This is a genomic window from Streptomyces graminilatus (assembly GCF_001418565.1).
GTDB lineage: Bacteria > Actinomycetota > Actinomycetes > Streptomycetales > Streptomycetaceae > Streptomyces > Streptomyces graminilatus.
Genome location: NZ_LIQQ01000146.1, coordinates 1 through 17,467, shown reverse-complemented (window position 1 = coordinate 17,467; position 17,467 = coordinate 1). Strand labels below are relative to the sequence as shown.

At 69.5% G+C, this 17,467-nt stretch carries 17 protein-coding genes and 1 pseudogene; 9 read left to right on the top strand and 9 right to left on the bottom strand.

The genetic code is table 11. The features are described from left to right. Window positions 1-27: 27 nt before the first annotated feature. Complete coding sequence (locus AOK08_RS14405) at window positions 28-273, top strand: hypothetical protein (RefSeq protein ID WP_055525942.1); 246 nt, start codon at window positions 28-30, stop codon at window positions 271-273. A gap of 178 nt (window positions 274-451) precedes the next feature. Then, the gene (locus AOK08_RS14400) at window positions 452-2,176 is read left to right on the top strand and encodes a hypothetical protein (RefSeq protein WP_055525941.1); all 1,725 of its coding nucleotides are present in this window, start codon (window positions 452-454) and stop codon (window positions 2,174-2,176) included. 89 nt (window positions 2,177-2,265) lie between these two features. Here AOK08_RS14400 and erpA read toward each other — a convergent pair whose 3' ends face one another. Further along, complete coding sequence (gene erpA, locus AOK08_RS14395) at window positions 2,266-2,622, bottom strand: iron-sulfur cluster insertion protein ErpA (RefSeq protein WP_030039301.1); 357 nt, start codon at window positions 2,620-2,622, stop codon at window positions 2,266-2,268. A gap of 296 nt (window positions 2,623-2,918) precedes the next feature. Between erpA and nadA the strand changes: the two genes are divergently transcribed. Together nadA and AOK08_RS14385 are read left to right on the top strand one after the other, a co-directional pair. Next, the gene (gene nadA, locus AOK08_RS14390; protein WP_055525958.1) at window positions 2,919-4,103 is read left to right on the top strand and encodes a quinolinate synthase NadA; all 1,185 of its coding nucleotides are present in this window, start codon (window positions 2,919-2,921) and stop codon (window positions 4,101-4,103) included. Window positions 4,104-4,207: 104 nt separating this feature from the next. After that, the gene (locus AOK08_RS14385) at window positions 4,208-5,698 is read left to right on the top strand and encodes an AAA family ATPase (RefSeq protein ID WP_241826947.1); all 1,491 of its coding nucleotides are present in this window, start codon (window positions 4,208-4,210) and stop codon (window positions 5,696-5,698) included. A 53-nt stretch (window positions 5,699-5,751) separates the two neighbouring features. On the opposite strand, the gene AOK08_RS14380 is transcribed toward AOK08_RS14385, so the two are convergent. Together AOK08_RS14380 and AOK08_RS14375 are read right to left on the bottom strand one after the other, a co-directional pair. After that, complete coding sequence (locus tag AOK08_RS14380; protein ID WP_241826946.1) at window positions 5,752-6,480, bottom strand: hypothetical protein; 729 nt, start codon at window positions 6,478-6,480, stop codon at window positions 5,752-5,754. Window positions 6,481-6,540: 60 nt separating this feature from the next. After that, window positions 6,541-6,837: a hypothetical protein gene (locus AOK08_RS14375; RefSeq protein ID WP_107100942.1), complete on the bottom strand. Its 297-nt coding sequence runs from the start codon at window positions 6,835-6,837 to the stop codon at window positions 6,541-6,543. A gap of 144 nt (window positions 6,838-6,981) precedes the next feature. Here AOK08_RS14375 and AOK08_RS14370 point away from each other — a divergent pair, with 144 nt between their 5' ends. Then, window positions 6,982-7,827, top strand: coding sequence for a helix-turn-helix domain-containing protein (locus tag AOK08_RS14370; protein WP_055525939.1), 846 nt, complete (start codon window positions 6,982-6,984; stop codon window positions 7,825-7,827). Next, window positions 7,806-8,003 (top strand): DUF397 domain-containing protein, encoded by a 198-nt coding sequence (locus AOK08_RS14365; protein ID WP_055525938.1) that lies wholly within the window; start codon window positions 7,806-7,808, stop codon window positions 8,001-8,003. Before AOK08_RS14370 ends, AOK08_RS14365 begins: the two co-directional genes overlap by 22 nt. A 65-nt stretch (window positions 8,004-8,068) precedes the next feature. Here the strand turns inward: AOK08_RS14365 and AOK08_RS14360 are convergent, their stop codons facing one another. From AOK08_RS14360 to AOK08_RS14340, 5 genes are all read right to left on the bottom strand, one after another. Next, entirely contained in the window at window positions 8,069-11,188 is a 3,120-nt protein-coding gene (locus AOK08_RS14360) for an efflux RND transporter permease subunit (RefSeq protein ID WP_055525937.1), read from the bottom strand. 195 nt (window positions 11,189-11,383) lie between these two features. Then, a complete protein-coding gene (locus tag AOK08_RS14355) occupies window positions 11,384-12,070 on the bottom strand; it encodes a response regulator (RefSeq protein WP_055525936.1) in 687 nt (228 codons plus the stop codon). Between the two features lie 73 nt (window positions 12,071-12,143). After that, the gene (locus AOK08_RS14350; RefSeq protein ID WP_055525935.1) at window positions 12,144-13,412 is read right to left on the bottom strand and encodes a sensor histidine kinase; all 1,269 of its coding nucleotides are present in this window, start codon (window positions 13,410-13,412) and stop codon (window positions 12,144-12,146) included. Continuing rightward, the gene (pspAA, locus tag AOK08_RS14345) at window positions 13,412-13,690 is read right to left on the bottom strand and encodes a PspA-associated protein PspAA (RefSeq protein ID WP_055525934.1); all 279 of its coding nucleotides are present in this window, start codon (window positions 13,688-13,690) and stop codon (window positions 13,412-13,414) included. Before pspAA ends, AOK08_RS14350 begins: the two co-directional genes overlap by 1 nt. A gap of 83 nt (window positions 13,691-13,773) precedes the next feature. After that, entirely contained in the window at window positions 13,774-14,577 is an 804-nt protein-coding gene (locus tag AOK08_RS14340) for a PspA/IM30 family protein (RefSeq protein WP_055525933.1), read from the bottom strand. Between the two features lie 255 nt (window positions 14,578-14,832). Here AOK08_RS14340 and AOK08_RS14335 point away from each other — a divergent pair, with 255 nt between their 5' ends. Together AOK08_RS14335 and AOK08_RS14330 are read left to right on the top strand one after the other, a co-directional pair. Continuing rightward, entirely contained in the window at window positions 14,833-15,459 is a 627-nt protein-coding gene (locus AOK08_RS14335; protein ID WP_079054023.1) for a DUF3043 domain-containing protein, read from the top strand. 83 nt (window positions 15,460-15,542) lie between these two features. Further along, complete coding sequence (locus AOK08_RS14330; RefSeq protein WP_055525931.1) at window positions 15,543-16,244, top strand: class I SAM-dependent methyltransferase; 702 nt, start codon at window positions 15,543-15,545, stop codon at window positions 16,242-16,244. A 119-nt stretch (window positions 16,245-16,363) separates the two neighbouring features. Here AOK08_RS14330 and AOK08_RS14325 read toward each other — a convergent pair whose 3' ends face one another. Beyond that, entirely contained in the window at window positions 16,364-16,579 is a 216-nt protein-coding gene (locus AOK08_RS14325) for a hypothetical protein (protein WP_055525955.1), read from the bottom strand. A 114-nt stretch (window positions 16,580-16,693) separates the two neighbouring features. On the opposite strand from AOK08_RS14325, the pseudogene AOK08_RS14320 reads away from it, so the two are divergent. After that, window positions 16,694-17,467: pseudogene (locus AOK08_RS14320) on the top strand (bifunctional adenosylcobinamide kinase/adenosylcobinamide-phosphate guanylyltransferase); the annotation flags it as partial.

Genomic DNA, 17,467 nt, shown 5'->3' with positions numbered 1-17,467 from the left:
CGGGCCTGCCGTGCATACGGTTCCGGCATGACGAACTTCAAGGTTCACCAGGCACTTCAGGCCCAGCAGCCGCACTCGGGACGGGGTGCCGCGCCGCACGACCTCGAAGGGGATCTGGCCTCCCTGCGCGGCGACTGCGCCCGGATGGCCCCGCACTGGGCCGCCCCGGACCGGATCACCGCCCTGCCCGTCTCCCCGACCCGTATCCATGGCGTGACCGTCCCGTCCGCGTCGGCGCGGCTGGTGGACGCGATGCCCGAGTACGGCGGCTGAGGGGCCCCGGCCGACGGCAGCCCTCCGACCAGCGCTCGGAGGGAACCGTGCGCTCCCCCGCCGCGTCCCATCGCTGTCCCCCGTAAAGAGGACGCGCTGTACGACCCCCGGTGCCCGTCTGTGACAGGGCCGGTCCGTCGGGACAGCCGGGACAGCCGGGAGCCGAAGGAGCAATGCCGTGAACACCGAGCGACCTGATCACGACGACGCCGAAGCCGGCGCCGAGGAGAAGGGCGTCGACGACAAGGGCGTCGACAAGGCCGCTGGGGCTGCTGAGTCCGCCGAGGCCGCCGAGGCCGAAGCGGACGGCGCCGCCGAGGCCACGCCGGAGGAGCCGGAGGAGCCGCAGGAGCCGGAGGAGCCGCAGAAGCCGCAGAAGCCGCAGAAGCCGCAGGAGGGCGACGCGGAGCGACCGTCCCGGCACCGGTCCCCGGTGCTCATCGCCTCGGTCGCCGCAGCGGTCCTGCTCGTCGGGGGTGGCGGGGCGTACCTCGCCACCAGCGTCGCCGTCGGCTCGAACCACGACGACCGTACGAATACGTCGGCGCCGGGCGACGACGGCACCACTCCCCCGCCGCTGGCCCTCGACGGCTACACCCGGGGCGGTACGGGTGACACGGGCGGCGGGAACGGCATCGCGCCCGGTGAGCCCGACCCGAACGGGGTGACCTACCGGGCGGCCGGCCCACTGCCCGCCGGGCCCGGCTCGGCGCCTGTGTACACGACGTCGAAGAACGGCGAGGGAGACAAGGACTCGGTCACGACCGCCGAGGTGACCCGGCTGGCCCAGGCGCTCGGTGTCGAGGGGAAGCCGGTGCGGCAGGCCGGTGACTGGCTGGTCGGCGCGCCGAAGGACGGGACGGGTCCGGTCCTGCGGGTGGCCGGGCAGGCGCCGGGGACCTGGTCCTTCAGCCGGTATCTGGTCGGGGGGTCCGACAACTGCAAGAGCACGACCATGTGCGCGCAGGGTTCCGGCTCCGCCGACGGGGGGATGGCCACCCAGGGCACGACCGTCGATCCGGTGAGCGAGGCGGTGGCGAAGAAGGCCGTGGCACCGATTCTGAAGGCGGTCGGCCAGGACGACGCGAAGCTCGACGCGAGCCAGGTCGTCGACACCAAGCGGGTGGTGAACGCCGACCCGGTGATCGGCGGGCTGCCCACGTACGGCTGGACGACCGGCTTCCAGGTCAGCCCGCAGGGCGAGGTGGTGGCGGGCAGCGGCCAGTTGGTGAAGCCGGTGAAGGGCGACACGTATCCGGTGCTCGGCGCCAAGGCCGCCCTGGCCCTGCTCAACGAGCCGGGGGCGGTGGCCACTCCCGACCACCACATGGGCATCGGGGGCTGCGCGAGCCCCGTACCGCTGAAGGACCGCCTGGAGGCGCCGTGCGGTACGACGACTCGGGAGACAGGACAGAAGGAGTCGCTCACCGTCGACAAGGCGGTGTTCGGGCTCGCCTCGCTCTCCGTGTCCGGGCGGCCGGCGCTGGTGCCGTCGTGGCTGTTCGAGGTGCGGGCGCGGGGTGCGGCCGAGGGCTACACGGTGACGTATCCGGCGATCGACCCCCGGTATCTGGCCGGAGCGGAGTCAGGATCCGGGACCGGGTCCGGGTCCGAGACGATTACGCGCGATATGAAGATCGAGGGCTACACGGTCTCCGGCGACGGCAAGGAGCTGACCGTGGGCTTCTGGGCCGGGGTGTGCAGCAAGTTCTCGGCGTCGGTGAAGGAGGGCGGGAGTGAGGTGACGGTGACCGTGACCTCGACGACCGAGAAGGACAAGGCCTGCATCGCGCTCGCCAAGGCGACGTACGAGACGGTGCGGCTGGACAAGCCGCTGGACGGCCGGAAGGTCGTGGGAACGGACGGGCAGACGATCCGAGAGGGCGACTTCGCCGGCAAGTGATACGTGTGAAGGCGGCGCCCCCGGAAGAGGGGACGCCGCCTTCACACGTACAGAAATACAGAAGTACTGACGTACTGACGTACTGAGATTTAGCTGAAGGAGTCGCCGCAGGCGCAGGAGCCCGTCGCGTTCGGGTTGTCGATCGTGAAGCCCTGCTTCTCGATGGTGTCGACGAAGTCGATGGAGGCGCCGCCGAGGTAAGGAGCGCTCATACGGTCGGTGACGACCTTGACGCCGTCGAAGTCCTTGACGACGTCACCGTCGAGGGAGCGCTCGTCGAAGAACAACTGGTAGCGCAGACCCGAGCAACCGCCGGGCTGGACGGCGACGCGCAGAGCGAGGTCCTCGCGGCCTTCCTGGTCGAGCAGGGCCTTGACCTTCGCCGCGGCGGCGTCGGACAGGATGATGCCGTCGGTGACGGTGCTGGTCTCGTCCGATACGGACATCTACATCTCTCCCGGGTTGTACGGAGACTGCTTGCCGACGAGTGCAACCGGCGGGGCCGCGGATTCATTCCGGGCCGAGAGTCTGTTCTTTCCGTTCCATCTACCTGTCCATGCTCGCACACCCTCGGAAGCGCGAACAGCGACCGTTGGACGGGCTCCGGTCGAGTTCTGGTCGGGCTCCGGGATTCATGTCACATCGACGCTATGAACCTCGTCAAAGTGACGTGAAGGGCTTACCATAGATAACGTCAATTAGACGAAAAGGCATGACCAGAAGAACAGAAAGGGTGCGTGTCGTGACCACCGCCCAGACCCAGGACCTCGACGTACAGCCGACACCCCTCGCGCTGCTGCTGCTCGGCCGGGAGGCCGACCCGCGCAGCGAGCGCGGCGTGGAGTGCCCCGGCGACCTGCCCTCCCCCTCCGACCCGGACCTGGTGGCGCGCGCCCGTGCGGCCAAGGAGAAGCTCGGCGACAAGGTCTTCGTCCTGGGCCATCACTACCAGCGCGACGAGGTCATCCAGTTCGCGGACGTCACGGGCGACTCCTTCAAGCTGGCCCGGGACGCGGCGGCGCGTCCGGAGGCGGAGTACATCGTGTTCTGCGGTGTGCACTTCATGGCGGAGTCGGCGGACATCCTGACCGGCGACGACCAGAAGGTGGTCCTGCCCGACCTGGCCGCCGGCTGCTCGATGGCCGACATGGCGACGGCCGAGCAGGTCGCCGAGTGCTGGGACGTCCTGACGGAGGCCGGGGTGGCCGACCAGGTCGTGCCCGTGTCGTACATGAACTCCTCGGCGGACATCAAGGCGTTCACCGGCAAGCACGGCGGCACGATCTGTACGTCGTCCAATGCCGAGCGGGCCCTTGAGTGGGCCTTCGAGCAGGGCGAGAAGGTCCTGTTCCTGCCGGACCAGCACCTGGGCCGCAACACGGCGGTGCGGGACATGGGCATGTCGCTGGACGACTGCGTCCTCTACAACCCGCACAAGCCGAACGGCGGCCTGACGGCGGAGCAGCTGCGCGACGCCAAGATGATCCTGTGGCGCGGCCACTGCTCGGTGCACGGCCGCTTCTCGATCGACTCGGTCAACGACGTCCGGGCCCGGATACCCGGCGTGAACGTCCTGGTCCACCCGGAGTGCAAGCACGAGGTGGTGGAGGCGGCGGACTACGTCGGTTCGACCGAGTACATCATCAAGGCGCTGGAGGCGGCCCCGGCCGGCTCCAAGTGGGCCATCGGAACGGAGCTGAACCTGGTACGCCGCCTGGCGAACCGTTTCGCGCCCGAGGGCAAGGAGATCGTCTTCCTCGACAAGACGGTCTGCTTCTGCTCGACGATGAACCGCATCGACCTCCCCCACCTGGTCTGGACCCTGGAGTCCCTGGCGGACGGCAAGCTGGTCAACCAGATCTCGGTGGACCGGGAGACGGAGAAGTTCGCGAAGCTGGCACTGGAGCGGATGCTGGCGCTGCCGTAGGTGGGTGGCCGGGTGAGTGGGCGGCGCTGCGCGTGTCCATTCGGGTGCACTCTCGTTCTTAGGGATGTACATCTTAGATATGTATCCCTAAGAACGAGGTCACCGTGCCGCGACAGACTCACCACAACATCCCCAAGCCAGCCGAGATCTTCGACCGCGACTGGGAGTGGAGCGAACTGACCGCGTTCGCCTCCAGCGAGGCGCCCGGACCACACCTCGCGGTCGTATCCGGGCGTCGCCGACAGGGGAAGAGCTTCCTGCTCAAGGCCCTCACCGCGGCAACGAACGGCTTCTACTTCGCCGCTGTCGAGGCCACGCGGGCCGAGTCACTGAGTCTGCTCGGTGAGGAGATCGGACGCTTCACGGACGCTCCCGTGCCACCCCACCCCCAGCACTGGAGCGAGGCCCTGGAGCTGCTCTTCGACCTGGCCGCGCAGCGCCCCGTCACGATCGTCATCGACGAGTTCCCGTATCTGGTCCGGGGCGACACCTCCCTCCCCTCCCGCCTCCAGGCTGCCATCGGATCCGGGTTCGGCCGCGATCTGCGCCACAGCCCCCGCATCCTTCTCTGCGGCAGCGCGATGTCGTTCATGGGGGGCCTGCTCTCCGGCACGTCACCGTTGTACGGCCGCGCGAGACTCAACCTCGTCGTGCACTCCCTGGGTTACCGGGAAGCAGCGGAGTTCTGGGGCATCACCGACCCGAGGCTCGCCGTCCTCACGCACGCCGTGGTCGGCGGAACCCCGGCCTACCGGCGGGAGTTCGTGGCCAATGACGTACCGGAGGGAATGGACGACTTCGACGACTGGGTGTGCCGTACGGTCCTGAACCCCATGCGCCCCATCCACAGCGAGGCGGAGTTCCTGCTGGCCGCCGAACCGGACGTACGCGACCGCGCCCTCTATCACTCCGTCCTCGCTGCGGTCGCGGCCGGAAACCACACCAGCGGTGGCATCGCGAGCGCGGTGGGCCGCAAGGCCACCGACATCTCCCAGCCGTTGACGGTACTCAAGCGATGCGGACTGCTGACCTTGGAAGCCGACGCCTTTCGCGGCAACCGCAGCGCCTACCGCATCGCCGAACCGCTGATCACGTTCCACCACGCGGTGGTACGCCGCAACCAGGCGCTCATGGCCGATCGACGCAACCTGAAGACAATCTGGTCCCTGTCCCGGGACACATTCCTCAGCAAGGTCGTCGGCCCCCACTTCGAGCAGTTGTGCCGCGAGTGGGTGTCCTGGCACGCGGAACCCGACACCTTCGGCGGGCTGCCCATCGAGGTCACTTCAGGAACCGTGCCCGATCCGGCCGCGCGCACCTCCCACGAGGTCGATGTCGTCGTACGCGGCGCCGTCGGCCAGGACCACGGCATCCTGCTGTCGGTCGGCGAGGCGAAGTGGAACAAGGTGATGAACGTCGGTCACCTCGAACGCCTCCGCCACGTCCTCGGACTCCTGGCGGCACGAGGCATCGACACGAGCCATGCCCGCCCCGCCTGTTACAGCGGCGTCGGATTCTCGCCGGACCTGCACGCGGCGGCAGAGCGCGGTGAGGTCGTCCTCGTGGACCTGGAACGTCTGTACGGCGGGGCATAGCCACTGTCCGTCTCACCACTGGAGCTGGAGCGGATGCCGACAGTGCCGTGGGTTCAGCCGACCCTGTCGCCGGGTGCCACCAGGTGCGCCTCCAGCTCCGAAGCGGCCAGCAGGTCGGCGATCAGTTCCTGGGAGCCGCCGACGTAGGTGCTCACCAGGTCCACGTCACCGCCCAGGCACCAGGCGCGGTCCTGCGGCCACCACAGGTCGGGCAGTTCGGCGAACTCGTCCAGAGACACCGGCGAGACGGCATCGGCCAGCGTCCCGGCAAGCAGTACTTCGTCCCGGCCGGGAGTCTCGAAGGACGGAAGCCGGCCGAAGTCCCAGCGTCCGTAGCCGTGCCACAGACCGAACCAGCAGTGTTCGGAAGTCCGGGTGTGCCGGGCCAGGATGGGGATCAGGGCCTGGGCGACGACGGGCGGAGTCGGACCTTCCGCCGGATGCTCGTCCCAGACACCGGGCAAGGCGTGCTCGGCGGCGCCGTAGTAGTCGCGGTCCGCCCCGATCACCTCATGCCAGTTGGTGCCCGCTGTCACCTCTCGCTGGTAGGCGGCAGCCACCTCCGTCCACCGCACCGGCCGCTCGTTCAGGGAAGCGGGATGCAGAACCCTGGCGTAAGCGGCGAAGCCGGGCGCGGCGACGCCCGCCACCGTTCCGAAGTCGTCGCGCCCCGGGACACGTTCGGTGAGCCAGCGGGCCGGGCCGAGATCAGCGGTCTGCACGCGCAGGCGTCCGTACCATTCGGGAGCGGGATTCCGGTCCACCGGTCGATAGTTGTCCACCAAGCACAGTTTGCATGACCGGCCATGCAGCCGCCGCCTCAGAAGTACCGTGAATGCGCTTCAGTTGTCCGGCAGTCTCGCACCCCGGCTCACCGCGATCCGCAACGCATCCCCCAGCGCCTCGGCAAGCCGTACCCCGGTGAACCTCAACTCCCGCTCCCCCACGCCCTCCCCGGCCAGCAGCGGCTTCGCCTGCCCGAGTACCTGCTCCGCCGAGTCGAGAAGTTCCGTCTCCAACTCGTCCGCCATGCACGACAGTCGGCTGTTCGGGTCGGACGTGCTGAGGTAGCACGGGCCACCGTCGGGCGTGGTCCACGGCAGCAGCCGCAGCCGCGTACCCAATCCGTCTCGCATCATCACGTGACTCCATTCACTCCGGTCGATTACCGTTTGTGCCCACATCGTCACCCTGTGACAGGCATCCTCAACAGGAAGCCCGCGTCCCAGCGTTGAGATCGGGACGAGCGGAACCAGAGACACGAGAAGAGAGAGGCGAGACCGATGACGTTCAAGCCACAGCAACTGACCCCGTACCACTCCGCCCGCCACTACTTCGGGGCCGAGCAGCGCCGCCACCGCGAGGCCGCGCGGCTGTCGCTCGTACAACTGGCGGACATCCTCAACTCCAGCAAGAGCACGCTGGCCCGGATCGAGACGGCCGAACTGATGCCGCCACCCGACCTGCCCGCCCAACTCGACGCGGCCTTCGGTACGGACAAGCACTTCCACGGGCTGTACCAACTGGCCAAACGCGAAGCGCATCCGGACCAGTACCGCCGGTTCATGGACTTCGAGGCCCAGGCCGAGGTCATCGAGACGTACGACCCGCAGGTCGTCCCAGGGCTCCTGCAAACCAGGGAGTACGCCGAAGCTCAGTTCAGCCTCCAGGAAGAGCTGTCCCGGGAGAAAATCGAGGAGTTCGTCAACGCCCGCATGTCACGCCAGGATCGCCTCCGCTCGGCCGAGCCCCCTCTGCGCTGGTCGATCATCGACGAAGCAGCCCTCCGGCGGCCGTTCGGTGACGCGGAGTGCATGTACAAACAGTTGGCCCAATTGCTCGAACAGGTGGATACTCCGGACAGTAAGGTCCAGGTGATGCCCTTCAGCGCCGGTTCTTACTACCTGATGGGCGGCTCGCTGCACCTGCTGACCCTTCCCAACGGCTCCACCCTGGCCTACGAAGAGGGCATTGAGGTCGGCCACCTCCATGAGGACCGGGACTCGGCGAAGAAATGGCGGCGGAGGTACGAAGTGCTCCGCGCCAAGGCCCTCTCTCCGGCCGCCTCGGCGGAGCTGATTCGACAGGCCATGGAGGAATACAAGTCATGCGACACACCCCCGAGCTGAACTCCGCCCACTGGCGCCGGAGCAGCTACAGCAATGCCAACGGGGGAGCTTGCGTCGAGATCGCCGAGGACTTCCCCGGTGTCGTCCCCGTTCGCGACAGCAAGAACCCCCAAGGACCCGTACTCGTCGTCCCAGCAGCGATCTGGGACACCTTCGTCAACTCCCTGAAGGTGTAAGGCGGAACGAAAAGATGGCCGGGTCGCCCACGCGACCCGGCCATCTTCCTTCACTCGTCAGTCGGTCACACCTTGACCGACTCCCGCGCCTCCGGCTCCGCCTTCGGCTCGCGCTTCGCCGCCTTCTTCTCCGCCCGGCGTTCCTTCCTCAGCTCCAGCATCGCGTAGAGCGTCGGAACGAGCAGCAGGGTCAAGACAGTTGACGTGATCAGGCCGCCGATCACGACCACCGCCAGCGGCTGCGCGATGAAGCCGCCCTCGCCTGTCACGCCCAGTGCCATCGGGAGCAGGGCGAAGATCGTCGCCATGGCCGTCATCAGGATCGGGCGGAGGCGGTGGCGGCCGCCTTCCACCACGGCCTCGACCACTCCGTACCCCTGCGCCCGGTACTGGTTGATCAGGTCGATCAGGACGATCGCGTTCGTCACCACGATGCCGATCAGCATCAGCATGCCGATCAACGCCGGGACGCCCATCGGAGTGCCCGTCGCGATCAGCAGGCCGATCGCGCCCGTTGCCGCGAACGGGATCGATACGAGGAGGACCAGGGGCTGGACCAGGGAACGGAACGTGGCGACCAGGAGCATGAAGACGATCGCGATCGCCGCCAGCATCGCCAGTGCCAGGTTCTTGAACGCGTCGTCCTGGTCCGACGACACCCCGCCGATCGACGCCGTGGCGCCCGCCGGGAGCTTGAGGGCCTTCAGCTTCGCCGTGAGGTCCGAGCTCACCGCGCCCGTGTTGTCGCCGGTCGGGCGACCGGTGATCGTGGCCGCCCGCTGGCCGTCGATCCTGGTCATCGACACCGGGCCGTCCACCAGCTTCACATCCGCGATGTCGCCCAGCTTCACCGCGCCCAGCTTCAGCGCCTTCAGCTCGTCCAGGGACCGGGCCGGCTTCGCCGGACTGATCACGACGTTGCGCTCGATGTCGTCCAGGTTCGCCCTGGCCGCCGTCGTGCCCCTGACCGCCTCGGCCACCGCCGCGCCCAGCGCCTGCTGGGTGTAACCGGCCGCCGCCGCCTTGGAGTTGGCGCGCACCGAGATGCGCGGCACGCTCGTCGCCAGGTTGCTGGTGACGTCGGTGACGTCCTTCAGGCCCGCCACCGTGGCGCGTACCTGGCCCGCCGCCTTGCGCAGGACGTTCGCGTCGGCCGCCTTCACGACCACGCTCAGGTTCTGGCTGCCGAAGCCGTCACCGGCCGCGATCGTGGTCGTACCGATGCCTGAGAGGCTCCCCAGCCCCTTCTCGATGCTCGCCTGGACCTTGTCCGCCGATGCATCGTCCTCCAGCATGACCTGGTAGCTCGCCTGGTTGGTGTCCGTGCCGCCGCCGAAGGCCGCCAGGAAGCCGGACGAGCCGATCGTCGCCTGGAAGTCCTTGACGCCCTTCACCTCCGCGAGCAGTCGCTCGACCTTCTTCGCCTGGGCGTCCGTTGCCGCCAGGCTCGTGCCCGGCTTCAACTGCTGCTTGACGGTGAGGACTTCCTGCTTGCCCTGGTCGATGAAGTTCGTCTTCAGGAGCGGTGTCATGCCGAAGGTGCCGATGAGGACCACCGCCGCGATCGCCACGCTGGTCAGACGGCGCCGGGTCGCGAATTGCAGGACAGGGACGTACGCGCGCTGGAGCCTGCTCTTCGCCTCCTTCTCCTCGGCCAGCCTGCGGGCCTCGTCCGCGTCGTCCGGGGTGTCCTTCGGGGCGCGCAGGAACCAGTAGGACAGGACCGGGACGACCGTCAGGGAGACCAGGAGCGAGGCAAGCAGGGCCGCCGTCACCGTCAGGCTGAACGAGCCGAACAACTGGCCGACCAGGCCGCCGACCAGGCCGATCGGCAGGAACACCGCGACCGTCGTGAGAGTCGACGAGGTGACCGCGCCCGCGACCTCCCTGACCGCCTTGAGGATCGCCTCGTGGCGCTCCTCGCCGTACCCGAGGTGCCGTTCGATGTTCTCCAGGACCACGATCGAGTCGTCGACGACCCGGCCGATCGCGATCGTCAGCGCGCCCAGCGTCAGCATGTTCAGGGACAGGTCCCTGGTCCACAGGACTATCAGGGCCAGGATCACCGAGAGGGGGATCGAGACCGCCGTGACGAGAGTCGAGCGGATCGATGCCAGGAAGACCAGGATCACTATCACCGCGAAGAGCAGGCCCAGGCCGCCCTCCGTCGTCAGGCCCTTGATGGACTTCGCCACCGCCGGGCCCTGGTCGCTGACCACCGTGATCGTCGCGCCGCTGCCCAAGTCCTTGCGCAGGTCGGCGAGTTTGCCCTCGACCGCGTTCGAGACCGACACCGCGCTGCCGTCGTTGTCCATCGTGACCGCGACGGAGAGACTCGGCTTGCCGTCCGTACGCGTGATCGAGTCGGCCTTCGCGGACTCCTGCTTGACGGCCGCCACGTCGCCGAGGCGCACCGGCTTGGCCGGCGCGCCGGGCGCGCCGGGCGGGCCGGCGACCATCAGGTCCTCGATCTGCTGCACGGACGTGAAGCTGCCGCCGACCTGGACCGTGCGGTTGCTGCCGGCCTCGTCGAAGGAGCCCGCCGGGACGGTCACGCCGCCCGCCTGGAGTGCCTGGGCGAGCGACGCGGAGGTGAGGCCGGCCGCCGCCATCTTCTTGTCGTCCGGGGTGACGGTGACCTGGACGTCCCGTACGCCGCCGACCGTGACCCGGCCGACGCCCTCGATGGCCCGCAGATCGGGCACCACCGTGCGGTCGAGCCGGTCGGCGAGGGCCTGCTGGTCCTGGTCGGAGGCGACGGCGAGGACGACCGCCGGGATGTCGTCCGTCGAACCGGCGACGACCTGCGGGTCCACGCCGGCCGGGAGCACCGCGCGGGCCCGGTTGACGGCCTGCTGGACGTCGGCGACGAGCTGCTTGGTGTCGTTGCCGTAGTCGAAGGACACCGTGATGAGGGCGGTGCCCTCGCTGGCGGTGGAGGTGACTCCGGTGATGCCGGTGACGCCTTGGAGGTTGTCCTCGATCGGCTCGACGACCTGCTTCTCGACCACATCGGGGGACGCACCCTGGTACGGCGCCAGGACGGACACCACCGGGAGTGCGATGGTGGGCAGCAACTGTTGCTTGAGCTGCGGTATCGCTATCGCCCCGAAGACGATCGCGACGATCGACATCAGCCCGATCAGGGACCGTTGCGCGAGGCTGAACCTGGACAGCCAGGACATGGGTGAGCGTCTCTCTTCTGTGGCCTGTGTGGGGGAAGGACGCGCGCGCGGCACGCGCCCACGCATCTGCGGGTGCGTGTCACACAAATGAGCGCCACCCCTACACCCTGAGGCATGGGAAACCCCTATTCCCTAACTCCCAGGTCCCGTTTCCCCACCCGGTCCCTACTCCGCCCGCAGTACGCCCCGCGCGGTTCACTCCACCCTGGGGCGTACCAGTCCCGACTCGTAGGCGATCACGACGAGTTGTGCCCGGTCCCGGGCGCCCAGTTTGGCCATGGCCCGGTTCACGTGCGTCTTCACCGTCAGCGGGCTGACTTCCAGCCGTTCCGCTATCTCGTCGTTCGAGTGGCCGCCGGCGACCTGCACCAGCACCTCGCGCTCCCGTCCGGTCAGCGCCTCCAGGCGTTCGGCGCGGGCGGGGTCGCGGTTGTCGTCCAGTAAGTCGCCCTGGGCCAGGAACTGGGCGATCAGGCCCTTGGTCGCGGCCGGCGACAGCAGTGCCTCGCCCCCGGCGGCGACCCTGATCGCGTTGAGCAGTTCCTCGGGCTCGGCGCCCTTCCCCAGGAACCCGGAGGCGCCCGCGCGCAGCGACTCCACCACGTACTCGTCGACCTCGAACGTCGTCAGCATCACCACCCGTACCTGTGCGAGCCCCGGATCCGCGCTGATCAGCCGGGTCGCGGCCAGCCCGTCGGTGCCCGGCATCCGGATGTCCATCAGCACGACGTCGGCGCGCAGTTCCCGCGCCAGCCGTACCGCCTCGGCCCCGTCGGCCGCCTCCCCGACCACCTCCATGTCGGCCTCCGAGTCCACGAGCACGCGGAAGGCACTGCGCAACAGCGCCTGGTCGTCGGCGAGCAGGACACGGATCGTCGTCATGGGCGGTCCTCGTCGAATCGGTGAGTGAGCAGTGAGCAGTGAGCAAGGTGATGAGTGGGTGAGTCGTGCGTGGTTACGCGGGGCTCGGTACGGGGGTGCCCGCGCCGTCCGCCGGGCGCGGCCTGCTCTGCACGGGCAGGATCGCATGCACCCGGAAGCCGCCTCCGTATCTGGGGCCCGCGGTGCAGCCGCCGCCGACCGCGGTGACCCGCTCCCGCATCCCGAGCAGCCCGTGCCCGCCGCCCTCCGCCGAGTCGCCCTCCGCCGGGTCGCCCTGGCCCCCGCCGCCGGCCGGCCGCCCGTTGTCCAGCACGGTGATCTCGATGTTCGACCCCACCCGTACGACGCTGACCTCGGCCTTCGCCTCCGAGCCCGCGTGCTTCTGTACGTTCGTCAGGGCTTCCTGGATCACCCGGTAGGCCGCCAGGTCGATGGCCGCCGGGAGCGTGGTGTCCTGGTCGGCGCGGGCCACCTCGACCCGGAGTCCGGCGCTGTGGAAGGTGCCGACCAGTTCGTCGAGCCGGTGCAGCCCTGGGGCGGGCTCGGTGGGCGCCTCCGGGTCCCCGGACTGGCGCAGCAGTCCGACGGTCGCGCGCAGCTCGTTCAGCGCCGAGCGGCTGGCCTCCCGTACGTGGGCGAGGGCCTCCTTGGCCTGGTCGGGGCGCTTGTCCATGACGTGCGCGGCGACTCCGGCCTGGACGTTGACGAGGGCGATGTGGTGGGCGACCACGTCGTGCAGGTCACGGGCGATGCGCAGCCGCTCCTCCGCCACGCGTCGGCGGGCCTCCTCCTCGCGGGTGCGTTCGGCCCGCTCGGCGCGTTCCCGCATGGCGTCGACGAAGGCACGGCGGCTGCGTACGGCGTCCCCGGCGGTCGCGGCCATGCCGGTCCAGGCGAAGATGCCGAGGTTTTCCTGCGCGTACCAGGGCAGGGCGCCGCCCAGCATCGCGGATCCGGTGAGGACGGTCATCGTGAGGAGACCGACGCGCCAGGTGGTGGGGCGGTCGGTGGTCGACGCGACGGTGTAGAGGGCGATCACCGCGGACATGGCGACGGGGGCACGGGGGTCGGCGGTGACCGACTCGATGAGGGAGGCGACGCCGGTGAAGGCGAGCACCCGCATGGGGGCGCGGCGGCGGAGGATCAGTGCCGCGGCGGCGAGCACCATGAGGACGAGGCTGAGGGGGTCGGGGGTACGGGCGCCCCAGGAGCCGTCGGCGTGGCCGCGCGGGTCGACGAACGAGGCGCCCACCATGCAGAGGAGGACGGCAGCGGCGAGGGCCACGTCCAGTGCCAGGGGGTGCGCCTTCAGATGGCACCGGACTCGCTGGAGCACTGACATCAACCCGGGATCAGCCCGTCGTCGTTCAGCAGCTTCCGGACCTCCTCCAGCGTCGCGTCCGGCGACGGCAGGATCAGTTCCGACGGTTCCAGGGAGTCGTCCGGCAAAGGTTCACCCAGCTCGCGGACCTTGGCCAGGAGGGAATGGAGGGTGCGGCGAAAGCCGGGGCCGTCGCCGTTCTCCATCTCCGCCAGGAGTACGTCGTCCAGCTTGTTCAGTTCGGTGAGGTGGCTGTCCGCCACCCTCACCTGGCCCTCCCCCATGATCCGTACGATCATGTCGCCCTCCTCAGGCGTGGCCTGCCGCTGCGAATACCGCTGTGGTTACTGCCGTGGGTAACCACTGTGGGTTACCCACCCGGTCACTGCTTGTCGAAACGCGGAGCGTCCGTCGGCTGGGACTGCGACTGGGACTGCTGGCGGCCGTTGCCGCCCTCAATGGCCTGCTGCCCCGAGGACGAGCCACCGGCCAGCTCCGCCTTCATGCGCTGGAGCTCCAGCTCCACATCCGTACCACCGGAGAGCCGGTCCAGCTCGGCCTGGATGTCGTCCTTCGCCATGCCCGTGGGATCGTCGAGGGCGCCCGAGGCGAGCAGCTCGTCGATCGCGCCGGCGCGCGCCTGGAGCTGTGCCGTCTTGTCCTCGGCCCGCTGGATCGCCATGCCCACGTCGCCCATCTCCTCGGAGATGCCGCTGAAGGCCTCGCCGATCCGGGTCTGGGCCTGGGCGGCGGTGTACGTCGCCTTGATCGTCTCCTTCTTGGTGCGGAAGGCGTCGACCTTGGCCTGGAGGCGCTGCGCCGCGAGGGTGAGCTTCTCCTCCTCGCCCTGGAGGGTCTGGTGCTGTGTGTCCAGGTCCGTCACCTGCTGCTGGAGGGCGGCACGGCGCGAGAGCGCCTCACGTGCCAGGTCCTCGCGGCCCAGTGCGAGCGCCTTGCGGCCCTGGTCCTCCAGGGTGGAGGACTGCTTGTTCAACTGGGCGAGCTGCAACTCCAGCCGCTTGCGGCTGGTCGCCACGTCGGCGACACCGCGGCGCACCTTCTGGAGCAGCTCCACCTGCTTCTGGTACGAGTAGTCGAGGGCTTCGCGCGGGTCCTCGGCCCGGTCAAGGGCCTTGTTCGCCTTCGCGCGGAAAATCATCCCCATACGCTTCATGACACCGCTCATGGGCTTCGCGCGCCCCCTTCTGACGGAACTCCAGCTCCAGCACCTGCAACAGGCCCAACACCAACAGTACGGGCCCTGTCTCCATTACCGCACTGTTCCGGGCCCGATGCGGTCATCCCCAAGGACGACTGCGATCTGTCCCGGCTCCGGCGTAGGGAGTAGGTGACCCCTACTGTCCGTCTCCTGTCCTACTTCTGTTTCTGTCTTCTGAGGACGACCGGTGTTGCCGGATCGTTCCCCAGTCGACTGGGGTCCATGCCCCGATACCCCGTACCCTTGGGTTTTGTGTTCCGTAGCCGTGCCAAGGAAGAGAAGGCCCCCGCCGACAAGGCGCCGGTGACCGACTCCAAGCAGACCCGTGACCCGCAGGCCCCGAAGGGCAGGCCCACTCCCAAGCGGAGCGAGGCCCAGTCCCAGCGGCGCAGCGTGGCCAGTACGCCGACGACGCGCAAGGAGGGCGCCAAGCGGCAGCGCGACGAGCGCCGTGCCGCCATGGAGCGCCAGCGCCAGGCGCTCGCCAGCGGGGACGAGCGTTATCTCCCCGCCCGCGACAAGGGCCCGGTGCGCCGGTTCGCGCGCGATTTCGTGGACTCGCGCTTCTGCGTCGCCGAGTTCTTCCTGCCGATGGCCGTGATCATCCTCGTCCTGAGCATGGTGCGGGTCGGCGCGCTCCAGAGCATCGCGCTGCTGCTGTGGCTCTTCGTGATCGTGCTGATCATCGGCGACTCGGTCTTCATCGCGTTCCGGCTGCGGAAGCAGCTCGCCGCGCGCTTCGCGAACGAGCGCACGAAGGGCGCGGTCGCCTACGCGCTGATGCGTTCCCTCCAGATGCGTCGCCTCCGGCTGCCGAAGCCACAGGTCAAGCGCGGAGAGCGGCCCTGAGCACTACGTCGTTCTCCGGGGGCGCGGCGGATGCGTGGCTGGACCGGCTGGGCGGGCTGCGGAATGTCGTACGGCAGGAACTGGTGGCACGGCAGCTCGACGAGCAGATAGCCGCGCGGTTCCCGGTCGGGCAGCGGCTGCGGGTGCTCGACGTCGGGATGGGCCAGGGCACGCAGGCGTTGCGGCTGGCCCGGGCCGGGCATCAGGTCACCGGCATAGAGAAGGACCCGACGATGCTCGGCGCGGCCCGTGAGGCGCTGGCCGCCGAGCCGGAGGGCATCCGGGCGCGCGTCCGGCTCCTGGAGAGCGACGGCCGCGACACCGGGGTGCACTTTCTGCCGGGCAGCTTCGACGTCGTGCTCTGCCATGGCGTACTGATGTACGTCGAACTGCCGGACGCCCTGCTGGCCGGGCTGGCGCGGATGCTGGCGCCGGGCGGGCTGCTGTCGCTGCTGGTGCGCAATGGTGACGCGCTGGCCATGCGGGCGGGGCTCGCCGGGGACTGGGCGGGGGCGATGGGCGCGTTCGACACCGATTCCTATACGAATCGGCTCGGGCTCGAGGTACGGGCCGACCGGCTGTCCGCGCTCACGGGCACGCTCGCCGGGATCGGGGCGCCGTTGCACGCGTGGTACGGGGTGCGGGTGTTCACGGATCTGGCGGAGGACTCCGCGGAGATTCCGGACGATGTGGATGTGCTGCTGGCCGTGGAGGAGCGGGCCGGGCGGACCGATCCCTATCGGCAGGTGGCCGCGTTGTTGCACTTGTGCGGGGTTCGGGGTTGATGACCCCGGTTCTTCGGCTGCCGGTCCGTCGTGGCTGGTCGCGCAGTTCCCCGCGCCCCTAAAGGCAGGTGGGTCCCCGCGCCCCAGGAAAAAGGGCGCGGGGCAGCTTTCGTTTACCGCTACGCCTCCTTGGCGTCCTGGAGGCTCATCGGGCCGTAGATCTTCGTGGTTTCCTCGAAGAGGTGTACCTGGTCCGTGCCGCCGGCGAGAAGGTCCTTCCAGTACTCGCCGATCCAGGACTCGGCGTCCCCCTGCGTCGTGAACTCCTCGGGTTCCACCGCGGGCTGGACCTCCGTCCCGTCGGCCTTCTCGAACCGCCACGTCCATGCCGCCATGTACGCCTCCAAGATATGAACCGCTGCGGGCCAGGAGCGGATCTTGATCCGGCTCCTGGCCCGAAAGCCTAGCCGGACGCGCAAGACCTGCGGGGACACGCGAAAATCAGGCTCGTGGAACTCACTCTGCTCGGCACCGGTGCCCCCGCGGGTCTGCCCCGCCCCGACTGCGCCTGCGCGGCCTGTACCCGCGCACTCGGCGCGAACGCGCGGGCGGCCACCGCACTGCTCGTGGACGGCTCGCTGCTGCTCGACCTCACCCCCGGCGCCGTACTGGCGGCGGCGCGCGCCGGGCACTCGCTGGGCGGCGTACGGCAGGTGCTGCTGTCGCATCCGCACGACGGGCCCGCCGTCGACGTGCCGGCAGGGCTTCCGACGCCCGGACGGGTGCCGGACGGGCGGGAGTTGGCGCTGCTGACCGGGCACCGGGTGCGCGCGGTGCCGATGGACGCGCCCGGTACGGGGTACGCGGTGACCGGTCCCGACGGGCAGCGTCTGCTGTATCTGCCGCCGGGCGCGGCACCGGCCGGGCTCGACGGGAACGGTCCCGCGTACGACATGGTCCTCGCGGACGTCGTCGGGCGGCCGGACGCCCTGGCCCGGCTGCGGGCGGGCGGCGCGCTGGGGCCTGCCACGGACGTCGTCGCCGTACATCTGGACCACGACGTGCCGCCGGGTGCCGAGCTGCGGCGGCGGCTCGCGGCGGCGGGCGCGCGGGCGGTGGCGGACGGTACGACGTTGACGGTCGGGGTGTACGAGGACGTGCCCGATGTGCCCCGGCGGACGCTGGTGCTGGGCGGGGCCAGGTCCGGGAAGTCGGTGGAGGCGGAGCGGCGGCTGGAGGCGTTCCCGGACGTGCTGTACGTGGCCACGGGCGGGACGCGGGGC